At 63.2% G+C, this 10,888-nt stretch carries 11 protein-coding genes and 1 tRNA gene; 3 read left to right on the top strand and 9 right to left on the bottom strand.

Annotated elements, in window-relative coordinates; genetic code table 11:
* Window positions 1–110: 110 nt before the first annotated feature.
* Window positions 111–857: a SapC family protein gene (locus tag AABB87_RS19485; RefSeq protein WP_341972953.1), complete on the bottom strand. Its 747-nt coding sequence runs from the start codon at window positions 855–857 to the stop codon at window positions 111–113.
* Window positions 854–2,164: a hemolysin family protein gene (locus AABB87_RS19490; RefSeq protein ID WP_341972954.1), complete on the bottom strand. Its 1,311-nt coding sequence runs from the start codon at window positions 2,162–2,164 to the stop codon at window positions 854–856. The genes AABB87_RS19485 and AABB87_RS19490 overlap by 4 nt, the downstream gene beginning before the upstream one ends.
* A gap of 105 nt (window positions 2,165–2,269) precedes the next feature.
* On the opposite strand from AABB87_RS19490, the gene AABB87_RS19495 reads away from it, so the two are divergent.
* Both AABB87_RS19495 and AABB87_RS19500 read left to right on the top strand, forming a co-directional pair.
* A complete protein-coding gene (locus AABB87_RS19495) occupies window positions 2,270–3,097 on the top strand; it encodes a symmetrical bis(5'-nucleosyl)-tetraphosphatase (protein WP_341972955.1) in 828 nt (275 codons plus the stop codon).
* An 84-nt stretch (window positions 3,098–3,181) separates the two neighbouring features.
* Window positions 3,182–3,271, top strand: a tRNA-Ser gene (locus AABB87_RS19500).
* Between the two features lie 220 nt (window positions 3,272–3,491).
* On the opposite strand, the gene AABB87_RS19505 is transcribed toward AABB87_RS19500, so the two are convergent.
* Complete coding sequence (locus tag AABB87_RS19505) at window positions 3,492–3,845, bottom strand: BON domain-containing protein (RefSeq protein ID WP_341972956.1); 354 nt, start codon at window positions 3,843–3,845, stop codon at window positions 3,492–3,494.
* A 359-nt stretch (window positions 3,846–4,204) separates the two neighbouring features.
* Here AABB87_RS19505 and arsA point away from each other — a divergent pair, with 359 nt between their 5' ends.
* Window positions 4,205–6,337: an arsenical pump-driving ATPase gene (arsA, locus tag AABB87_RS19510; protein ID WP_341972957.1), complete on the top strand. Its 2,133-nt coding sequence runs from the start codon at window positions 4,205–4,207 to the stop codon at window positions 6,335–6,337.
* Here arsA and arsH read toward each other — a convergent pair.
* The 6 genes from arsH to AABB87_RS19540 form a co-directional block, all read right to left on the bottom strand.
* The gene (arsH, locus tag AABB87_RS19515) at window positions 6,334–7,056 is read right to left on the bottom strand and encodes an arsenical resistance protein ArsH (protein ID WP_341972958.1); all 723 of its coding nucleotides are present in this window, start codon (window positions 7,054–7,056) and stop codon (window positions 6,334–6,336) included. The genes arsA and arsH overlap by 4 nt on opposite strands.
* A gap of 111 nt (window positions 7,057–7,167) precedes the next feature.
* Entirely contained in the window at window positions 7,168–8,250 is a 1,083-nt protein-coding gene (arsB, locus tag AABB87_RS19520) for an ACR3 family arsenite efflux transporter (protein ID WP_341972959.1), read from the bottom strand.
* Between the two features lie 21 nt (window positions 8,251–8,271).
* The gene (locus AABB87_RS19525; protein ID WP_341972960.1) at window positions 8,272–8,784 is read right to left on the bottom strand and encodes an arsenate reductase ArsC; all 513 of its coding nucleotides are present in this window, start codon (window positions 8,782–8,784) and stop codon (window positions 8,272–8,274) included.
* Window positions 8,785–8,815: 31 nt separating this feature from the next.
* Window positions 8,816–9,310, bottom strand: coding sequence for an arsenate reductase ArsC (locus AABB87_RS19530; RefSeq protein ID WP_341972961.1), 495 nt, complete (start codon window positions 9,308–9,310; stop codon window positions 8,816–8,818).
* Between the two features lie 62 nt (window positions 9,311–9,372).
* Window positions 9,373–9,696, bottom strand: coding sequence for an ArsR/SmtB family transcription factor (locus AABB87_RS19535; protein WP_341972962.1), 324 nt, complete (start codon window positions 9,694–9,696; stop codon window positions 9,373–9,375).
* A gap of 233 nt (window positions 9,697–9,929) precedes the next feature.
* Window positions 9,930–10,790 carry a Crp/Fnr family transcriptional regulator gene (locus AABB87_RS19540; RefSeq protein ID WP_341972964.1) on the bottom strand — a complete coding sequence of 287 codons (861 nt, stop codon included), beginning with the start codon at window positions 10,788–10,790 and terminating at the stop codon, window positions 9,930–9,932.
* Between the last annotated feature and the right edge of the window lie 98 nt (window positions 10,791–10,888).

Genomic DNA, 10,888 nt, shown 5'->3' on the forward strand with positions numbered 1-10,888 from the left:
GGTTTGGCTGATATCGGCAAACCCTCAGAGGGTTTGCCTGGGGCACGGAGGCATGGGCGCTAACGACCCAGTTCTCCGTACCCTCAAGAGGCCTCAATGGCCTCAGGCCATCAAGCCTGATTGGCTTGTTGCACAGCCAGACGGTTCATATTGCCCATCGAGATGCGGTGCATTTCCAACAGGGCCAGCAGGCCGTTGCGATGCAATTCCACAATCTTGGCGTCGGGCAGTTCGGCCAGCTTCTTTTCGTCCACGGCCAGGAAGCCATCAACGTCCAGCTTCTCGCCATTGCCCAGCGTGGCTTCGAAACGCATGTCTTGCAGCAGATCCAGCTCTTGCAGAGCTTGGCAGGCGTGACGGGTGCGCTCAGACTCTTGCTCGAAGTTCTCGAGGAAGGTGCGGGCATTGCTCAGGAATTCGGTCGGCTCACCATCGGCGCCAAACAGGGCTTGGCCTTCGGTGACCGAGAAGCCGGGCCATTCGCTGTCGTAGCAAACCGCCACGGTGTCTGTGTCTTGGTCCAGGCGTGCCATCGCGAAGGGATAACGGCGCAGATAGGCGGGCACATAGTTGCCGGTCCACTTGCCGTCCTTGACGAACAGATTGCTGCCAGCACGCAAGCCCATCACGGCCAGCGGGGCCACGGCTTGCTTGGAGCCGTCGGTGGGGGCTTCGCCCACGCGCACGAACACGATGGGGAATTCCTTGCAGGCTTCGGCGAACTCCACCACGGCCAGGAACAAGGAATTCAAACCCGCCACACGGTCCACCGTGGGCAATTCGGTCTTCAGGCGCAGGTGCTTGTGGGCCTCACGGTCCAGGGGCACCAGATTGCCGTACAGGGGGGGCGTACTCATGACTTCTCTTCTCCATCATCATCAACAGCCAGTCGACTGACCAGCACTTTGTCTACACGCTTGCCATCGAGGTCCACAACCTCAAATCTCCAGGCGTTCCACTCCACCACATCGGCCGTACGCGGCAAACGCCCCAGCAGCAGCATGATCATGCCGGCCAGGGTGTTGTAGCGCCCACGGTCTTCTTCGGGTAGTTCCTTCAGCTCCAGGCGGTCCTTCAGCTCAGGCACCGGGATCAAGCCGTCCAGCAGCCAGCTCCCATCCTCGCGTTGCACCGCCCAGGCATCTCCGTCGCTGGGCGCATTGAACTCGCCCGCAATCGCTTCCAGCACGTCGCGCACGGAGATCACTCCCTGCACTTCGCCGTATTCATCCACCACAAACACCAGCGGTGCATCAGAGACGCGGAATTGCTCCAGCAACTCCATGCCCGACAGCGTCTCCGGCACAAACACCGCGGCTTCCAAATCCTCCGCCAGCGCCAGCGGCTGGCCGCTCAAGGCCCGCTGCAAAAGCACCTGGGCCGAAACAACGCCCTGCACCTCTGCCAAGCTGCCCCGGCACACCGGATAGCGGCTGTAGCCGTGGCCCTTGAGCACCTCCAGCACCTGCTGAGGCGTGTCGCTGACGTCCAGCCAGGCGATCTCGGCCCGCGGAATCATCATCGAGCCGATTTCGCGCTCATCGAGGCGGAACACATTGCGCACCATCTGGTGCTCATGCGCCTCGATCACGCCGGCGTCGCGCCCCTCGTCCAGGCTGGCGGCGATTTCTTCTTCCGTCACGCTGCGCGGGGTGTGGCCGCCAAAGCCCATCAGGCCCAGGGTCGCCTCGGTCGCAAAACTCAGGAACTTGACCAGCGGACGCGCCGCCATGGACAGGAAATCCATGATGGGCGCAACCTTGCGCGCCACCGTTTCGGGGTAGATTTGGCCCAGTCGCTTGGGCACCAATTCACCAAAAATAATCGTCACCACCGTGATGATCACCACCACCATGGCCGTGGCGGTGATGCCCACAAAACGGTCATGCCAGCCGAAGGTGGACGAAAGCCACGCCGCCAGCGGGCCCGAGAAGGCCGCTTCACCCACAATCCCGTTCAACACACCAATCGAAGTGATGCCGATCTGTACCGTGGACAAAAACTTGTTCGGGTCTTCATGCAGGGCCATGGCCGAGCGTGCGCCAGACTCTCCCGCTTCAACCAACACCTGCAACCGGGCTTTACGGCTGGCAGACAAGGCCATTTCCGACGCGGCGAAAAAGGCGTTTAAACACAAAAGAAAAATGAGAAAAGCGGTATCCATTGAGTGCGCCGCTGAGCCGGAATTGCCTCCCAGCGTGCGCCTGACTGTGCAAGAGCCGCGTAGGGTAGCAGAAGCATTTGAAAGTTCTGACAGCACAATCCCGGAATGAACTACCTAATCGGCGACCTGCAAGGCTGCTGCGATGCCCTCGATCGCTTGCTGAGCAAAATTGACTTCTCCCCCTCACGCGACCGCATCTACTTGCTGGGCGACCTGGTCAACCGTGGCCCGGCATCCCTGCGCACCCTGCGCCGCCTGATGGCCCTAGGCGATAGCGCCCGCAGCCTGCTGGGCAACCATGACCTGCATTTGCTGGCCGTAGCACAAGGCATCCGCCCCTCGCACCGCAATGACACGGTGCAAGAAATTCTTGACGCGCCCGACCGCGAAGCCTTGCTGCAATGGCTGCGCCAGCAAAACATGGCCCTGTTCGAGCAAGGCTGGCTGATGGTGCATGCCGGGGTGGTGCCGCAATGGGATCTGGCGCAAGCGCTGCAATTGGCCGGCGAAGTCGAGGCCCTGCTGCGCGGCCCCGATCTCCACGACTTCCTGGCCCAGATGTACGGCAATGAGCCCCACACTTGGCGCGACGACCTGCAAGGCGCCGACCGCCTGCGCTTCGTCATCAATGCCCTGACCCGCCTGCGCTTTTGCAACGCGGCCGGCCGGCTCGATTTCAAAACCAAGGACGGCGCGGGCGATGCCCCTGCCGGCTTCTACCCCTGGTTCGACACGCCCGGCCGCCGCACGGCCGGCACGCCCATCGCCTTCGGCCATTGGTCCACCCTGGGCCAAATCACCCGCGCCGACCTGCTGGCCCTGGACACCGGCTGCGTCTGGGGCGGCAAGCTCAGCGCCGCACGCGTCGAAAACGGGCAAATGCGGGAGCTGATTCAGGTGAAGTGCGAACAGGCCCAGAAACCCGGAAAATGAGGCGCTAGTTCGCGGCTACAATGCCGCCTCTGCTGGTAATGCGGTGAACCGCATCACACAAAAGCAGCGCGCGACAAAGTTTCAGGAAGCTTGGCCGAGCGGTTTAAGGCACCGGTCTTGAAAACCGGCGAGGGTTTATCCCCTCCGTGAGTTCGAATCTCACAGCTTCCGCCAATTGCTTTGATTTCAGCTGCCGTGCTTTTTAGACTCAAGGGCAAGCAAGAACGATCAAGGCAAACACCGTTTTATCAAACGCCGTAGCGTCACGCTGCGGCGTTTTTTTTCGTCCACGGCTGGGTATTCAGCTCGCTCAGCAACGCCGGCACATCAACCATGCTGCGCCATGCCCTGCCTCGCCTCGCCTCGCCTCGCCTCGCCTTCGCAGGCTAAGCGCCTACTTCTTGAGCGTCAGTTCATCGTGGATGCTGTGGGCGCCATCAGACGCGCGCGCAATTCCGATCGCCTCGTCAATCTGAGCCTGGCTGTCCACCACGCCAATCAAGCGCACATCGCCTTTGAGCGTTATGACGGTGATGTCGAAGCCTTTCAGTGCGTCGTTGTTCTGCAAGGCGGTTTTAACGTGCTCGGTCACGTCCGCGTCCGAAACATTGACCGGCCCGGCGGCGGTAGGCGGCATTGCGGGTTCGGAGGTGCTGCTGACTTCGGGCGTCTTGCTGCAGGCGCCCAGCGTCAGCACAACAGCGATGGCGCAAGATGAAAGCAGAGCGGCAGAGTATGAGTTCTTCATGAGAGGCCTTTGGCTGAATGACGCCAGGCCACGCTGGCCTGACCGGGCCTTCACCATCGCTTCGCCCTCAGCTAAGGTCTGTGCGTTGACGCACACCAAGCGGGGGGAGCTGCAACCGACACGAATCAGGCGCAACAATCTCAGCACGAGCTCGAAATTGATTGAACTCAAGCCAAGTGCTTGGCCATGGGGACAGAATGGTCTGCGCTGCCGCTGATCCTTGGCCGTCGAAGTGCAGGGCTAGGCCTTGAGCGAGAACGGGGCTACAGCCCAGTTGCAGAGCATGCCCGCTTTCGCCTTCACGCGCAGGCTGCATCATTTGATCAACAGAACCAATCAATAAGTGGGAGGCCAAGATCATGGAAGTCAAAGTTCTGGGTTCAGGGTGCAGCAAGTGCCGCAGCACGGTCAGCATGATTGAGCGCGCAGCCGCGGCGCTGGGGCAAGAACTGACCATCATCAAGATCGAGCAGGCAGCGGAGATTCAGCGCTACGGCGTACATGCCACGCCAGCCGTGCTGATTGATGGCCGGGTGGTTCACGCCGGAGGTATCCCTTCGCATGAAGAAGTGCTGGCCTGGCTGAGGCCGAAGGCGGACACGGCTGTACAGGCCACAGAGGATGCAGTGGCCAACACCATCGGCTTTCTGAGCCAGCCAACGCGCCACCTGTTCTTCACCGGCAAGGGCGGCGTCGGCAAGACATCGCTCTCAACCGCCACGGCGCTAACGCTGGCTGATGGCGGCAAGCAGGTACTGCTGGTCAGCACCGACGCCGCCTCAAATCTGGACGAGATGCTGGGCGTGGCCTTACACAACACGCCGACGCCCGTGCCGGGTGCGCCGGGACTTTGGGTGCTGAACATCGACCCGGACAATGCGGCGGAAGCCTATCGGCAGCGGGTGCTGACGCAGATGGGCGCCAGCGCCAGCGCGGCCGAACTCGCCAATGTGCGCGAGCAACTGTCGGGCGCCTGCACCACCGAGATCGCCTCCTTCGACGAGTTCGCGAGCTTGCTGGCAGACAACTCGCCAGCCGTTAACCAGGCCGCTAAGCAGGCCGCTGGCCGGCCGCACTTCGATCACATCGTTTTTGACACGGCACCCACCGGCCACACCCTGCGCTTGCTCAGCTTGCCCAAGGCCTGGAGCGGCTTTCTGGCGGGCAATGACCGCGGCGCCTCATGCCTGGGTCCGCACTCCGGGCTGAAGATGCAGGAAGTGCGCTTCCAGGCCGCATTGAAAGCCTTGAGCGACCCAGCGCTGACCACCGTGGTGCTGGTGACCCGCCCCGACAAGGGCGCCATCGCCGAGGCGGCGCGCACCTCAATAGATCTGTGCGAGCTGGGCCTCAACAACCAGCGCCTGGCCATCAACGGCGTGTTTCACGCCAGCGCGCGCAGCGATGCGGTGGCCTGCGCGATTGAGGACTTGGGGCAAGTGGCTCTGGCTGAAATGCCGCCGGCCTTGCAAGCCCTGCCGCAAGACCGCGTGCCCTTGCGGGCGTTTGACACCGTCGGCTTGCCCGCCTTGCGCGCCGTGCTGGCGCCGGCAAGCTCTGTCGCCGCGCCACCGGAACCGCCGCTGGCCGGGGCCGCGCAGCCCCTCAGCCAAGTTCAGGGGCTGGCCGCGCTGGCCGACGAATTGGCGGCCGCCGGCCATGGCCTGATCATGGTGATGGGCAAGGGTGGCGTTGGGAAAACCACGATTGCGGCGGCCCTGGCTCTGGGCCTGGTGCAACGCGGAAAAAGCGTGCACCTCAGCACCACTGATCCGGCTGCGCACTTGGCAGCCACGCTGGAAGGCGCCGTCACAGGCCTGCAACTCAGCCGCATCGACCCCAAGGTGGAGACGCAGCGCTATATCGACAAGATCATGGCAGCCAAGTCGCCCGGCCTCGATGCGCAAGAGCAGGCGCTGTTGCTTGAAGATCTGCACTCGCCCTGCACCGAGGAGGTGGCCGTGTTCCACGCCTTCTCCCGCATCGTCAGCGAAGCGCGCAGCGCTTTTGTGGTGCTGGACACTGCGCCCACCGGCCATTCCATGCTGCTGATGGACGCCACCGGCGCCTACCACCGGCAAATGATGCATGAGTTCGAAGGCCGCGGCAGCGCCCGTGTGGTCACGCCGCTGATGCGACTGCAAGACGGCGCTTACACCAAGATCATTCTGGTCACATTGCCCGAGGTGACGCCGGTCTCGCAGGCCGCAGCCCTGCAAGAGGACTTGCGCCGTGCCAGCGTCGAGCCCTATGCCTGGGTGCTGAACAAAAGCGTGCTCGCGGCCGGCACGCAAGACCCGCTGCTGGCCGCGCGCTTGGCGGGCGAACGCAAGCAGATCACACGCATGAACGCCGGCCTGGCCAAGCGCTTGTTCACCCTGCCCTGGTTGACGGTGCCGCCGATTGGCTTGCTGGAACTGGGCAAACTGGTCAGCGCGCCTGGTTCGGCGCCTGCCGTTCTCACGGATGGGATGGCAAATGCAAAGCCTTAGAGCGCGGGCTGATTGACCCGCTTGGACAGCTGCTCGGCGCTCTCTTTGCGCTCGCTGTAGCGATCCACCAAGTAGGGGCTGGCATCGCGCGTCAGCAAGGTGAACTTGAACAGCTCTTCCATCACGTCAACCACCCGGTCGTAATAGCTGGAAGGCTTCATGCGGCCGGCTTCATCAAACTCCAGAAAGGCCTTGGCCACCGAGGATTGATTGGGGATGGTGATCATGCGCATCCAGCGCCCCAGCACGCGCAGCTGGTTCACCGCATTGAAGGACTGCGAGCCGCCCGACACCTGCATCACCGCCAAAGTCTTGCCTTGGGTCGGGCGAATGGCGCCAGAGTTGAGCGGCAGCCAGTCGATCTGCGACTTCATCACGCCGGTCATGGCGCCGTGGCGCTCGGGCGAGGTCCAGACCATGGCTTCGGACCATTCGGTCAGCTGGCGCAACTCCTGCACCTTGGGGTGCTGATCGCTGCCATCGTCCGGCAGCGGCAAGCCCGCAGGGTTGAAGATGCGCACCTCGCCGCCCATCGCGGTCAAGAGCCGCGCGGCCTCGAAGGTCAGCAGCCGGCTGTAGGAGCGCTCGCGCAGCGAGCCGTAGAGCAGCAAGAAGCGCGGTGCATGTTGGGATGGGCCGGCGCCGCTCAGCTTGGCGCTTGTTGGCGCATCGAAAAGCGCGGTGTCGATATGGGGCAGGCTGGGGTCAAGCGTAGACAAGGAAGTCTCCTGCGCAGGCTGCCGCGTTCACGATCAGCAGCCTGCATTGATGTTTTTGCGTAGCAGCGCGTTGATGCGCGGCCGACTCAGGCGTCGAGCCTATCGGGAACGTCAGGCCCTCTGCCCTGCCTCGTACCAGCCCTTGCTGTCGTTGACCAGCTTGACCACCAACAGCATCACCGGCACCTCAATCAGCACGCCCACCACCGTGGCCAGCGCCGCGCCCGACTCGAAGCCGAACAAGCTGATAGCGGCAGCCACGGCCAATTCGAAGAAATTGCTGGCCCCAATCAAGGCCGATGGGCAGGCCACGGCATGGGACTCGCCCAGGCGCCGATTCAGCCAATAAGCCAGGCCTGAGTTGAAGAAAACCTGGATCAGGATGGGCACGGCCAGCATCGCGATAACCAAGGGCTGCTCCAGAATCGCTTTGCCCTGGAAGGCGAACAGAAGCACCAGCGTGGCCAGCAAAGCACTGATCGACCAGGGGCCGATCTTGGCCAGCACCGCATCAAACACCGCTGGGCCGCGGCGCAGCAAAGCCTTGCGCCAGAGCTGCGCCAGCACCACCGGAATCACGATGTAGAGCACGACCGAGGTGATCAGCGTGTCCCAGGGCACGACGATGGCCGACAGGCCGAGCAGCAAAGCCACGATGGGCGCGAAGGCGAACACCATGATGGCGTCGTTCAGCGCCACTTGGGAGAGCGTGAACAGCGGATTACCGCCGGTGAGCCGGCTCCACACAAACACCATCGCGGTGCAAGGCGCGGCGGCCAGCAGAATCAGGCCGGCGATATAGCTGTCGGCCTGGTCGGCAGGCAAGTAAGGGGCGAAGACATGGCGGATGAAGATCCAGCCCAGCAAAGCCATCGAGAAAGGCTTGACCGCCCAGTTCACAAACAGCGTGACGCCAATCCCGCGCCAATGCTGCTTCACCTGCGACAGCGCGGCGAAGTCCACCTTCAGCAGCATGGGGATGATCATCACCCAGATCAGCAGGCCGACCGGCAGATTGACCTTGGCGATCTCCATCTGGCCGACGGCCTGAAAGGGCCCGGGCAGCAGCTGGCCGAGCGCGATGCCGACGATGATGCAAAGAAAGACCCAGACGGTCAGATAGCGCTCGAAGATGCTCATCGGCGCGGGCGCTGCGGGGGTCTCCGCGGGCGTTGGCAAAGTGGTGGTGCTCATGCTTGTTTTCTCTCGAGGGTTTTAGCTGCGGCCGATTTCAGCCAAGGCGGCCTGGCAGGCGACGCGGTCCATGCTTTCCAAGGGCAAGGCCAGCAACTGCAGCATGCGATAGCCAATGGCCTGGCGCGTCAGCTCAAAAGCGCGGCGCTTGCCTTCATCGCCACCCTCGGCATTGGAGGGGTCTGGGTAGCCCCAATGAACTTTTACCGGTTGGCCTTGGGATGATGGCGCGCCGAAGAACACGGGGCATTGCTCAGCAGCGGCGCTATCGCACACGGTGATCACCACGGACAGTGGCGGCGCCTCCTGCGTGGTGAACTCGTCCCAGCTCTTGCTGCGGTAGCCGCTGATGTCAACGCCAGCCTCGCTCAGCGCCCCAAGCGCAAAAGGGTTCAGGCGCCCACTCGGCGCGCTACCCGCGCTGAAGGCCCGCACATCGCGGCCCAGCTTTTTGGCCAGGTGGTTGAGCATGCCCTCGGAGAGCACGCTGCGCGCGGAGTTGTGGGTGCAGAGGATGAGGATATTGATCGTCATGATTGCTAGGGTTTGGAGTTGTCTGCGCGCATCAGGCCTGACCGATGTCGCGTATGGCTTTCTGCAGCGAGAGTTGGTCCAGCGTGGCCATGGGCAGCGCCAGCATCAACTGGATGCGCCGACGCAAAGCCAGCGCCGTATCCAGAAAGGCTTGCGAGCGTTGCGCCTCGCTGCCTTCCACGGCGGCGGGGTCGGGCACACCCCAGTGGGCGGTCATCGGCTGGCCGGGCCAGACCGGGCAGACCTCCCCCGCAGCTTTGTCGCAAACCGTGAAGACGAAGTCCAGCGCCGGCGCACCCGGCTGCGCAAACTCATCCCAGTTCTTGCTGCGATAGCCCTCGGCGGGCAGATGCAGGCCTGCCAGGGTCTGCAAAGCCAATGGGTTGACAACGCCTGTCGGATGGCTGCCAGCAGAGAAGGCCTTGAATCGGCCCTGGCCAAGATGGTTCATCAAGCCCTCGGCCAGGATGGATCGGGCCGAGTTGCCGGTGCAGACAAAGAGGACGTTGTAGGTTTTGGTACTCATGGGGATCCTTTGCTCGGACGGTCAGTTTTCAGCAGGTGAACAGGCACGGATATGCGCCGACCTCAGCAGCCGCAGCCCGATGCCGAGGCGGGAATACAGGCCTCGCCTTGGCAGCAGTTCTCGGTCAGATAAGCCAGCAAGCCGTTCATCTGCGAGAAGTCAGCGCGGTAGACCAGATTGCGGCCCAGGCGCTGCTGGCTCAGCAAGCCGGCTTGCATCAGTTCTTTCAAATGAAAGGACAAAGTGGCCGCTGGCACGGCCAGGGCTTCAGCCAGGGCGCCGGGCGTCAAGCCTTCGGCACCGGCCACCACTAGCAAACGGAAGGCCCGCAGGCGATGCGCCTGAGCGAGTGCAGCAAGGGATCGAACTACGACGTCTTCATTCATAAATCCATTATTCCATAAATATGGAAATATTAGATTGAGAACGAAGGAAAGCCACGCGAGCAGACGACCTTGCACAAGCCACACCAGTGGCGAACCGGAAGGCGCCAATAGGGAAGAGTCAGCGGTCCGCCCCGAGCAAGAGCTTCGACAAAGCGGCCGGCAGGCCAGTAATGGCCCCGTGGCACGGCCCCGCGAGCGACGCGGCTCAGCTAGCGCTCAGCCGGGCCGAAGCCTCAAGCCGATTGCGCCAAACGGACCAGCGCCGGCACATCCAAAATCCAGATGCGATAGCCCTTGGAGGCAATCACCCCCATCTCACGCAACTGCCGCAGGCTGCGCGAAAAGGTCTCGGGCGAGGTGCCCAGCTGCGAGGCAATGGCGCATTTGCGCTGGCTCAGCAACAGCTGGGTCTGGGCCGTGCTGCTGCCCTCGCCCTGACCCAGTACCCGCAACTCATCCAGCAGCCAGGCAGCGCAGCGTGCCAACACATGCTTGGCCAGCAAGTCTTGCGCGCCACCGACTGCGCGTTTGAGCCGCTCGGCCCCCACCGCCAGCAGGCTGCGCGCCAAGGCGGGCTCGGCGGCCATGGCCCGCTCCAGCGCCGGCAGCGGGAAGAACCACAGCAAGACCTCGGTCTCGGCGCGTGCGTTGTCCAGATAGTTGCCGCCCAGCCAGGCGCTCTCAGCGTCTATCCATTCCTCGGCATGCACCGTGCAGCGCTGGCTCCACTGCATTTGCGCGTCATGCCGACCCACGCTGACGGTGCCGCGCAGCAGCAGCCATAAGCCCTCAGCAGGCTGCGATGCCATCAGGCACATGGACTTGGCCGGCAGCACATGCATGAAACCCAGGCCCAGCAAGCTCGCCAAGGCCGGCTCGCTGAGCTGCCCGGGCGGGCAGGCCGCGAGCAAGATCTGGCGCAGCTGCGCTTGAGAAGGAATATCCGGCGGAGTCTCTGGCGGGATGGCGTTTGCGTCCAGTCCCTGGCTTGCCGAGACACTAAGGCCTGACTTGCGCGCAACTCTGCGCTGGCGCGGGGCGGAGACGGCGCTCGCGGCGGAAGCAATGGTTGCGACGGTAGAGGCATGAGGCATGGTCATCTCCAATGCGGCTGAGTCGATGCACTTCGACTTTGAGGCCGCTGGGAAGGCCTGCTTTTGAGGCAGCGCAAAGGCGGGTGCGGCGGCGGTTT

Source organism: Roseateles sp. PN1, assembly GCF_038419725.1.
In the GTDB taxonomy this organism is placed as follows: Bacteria; Pseudomonadota; Gammaproteobacteria; order Burkholderiales; family Burkholderiaceae_C; genus Paucibacter_A.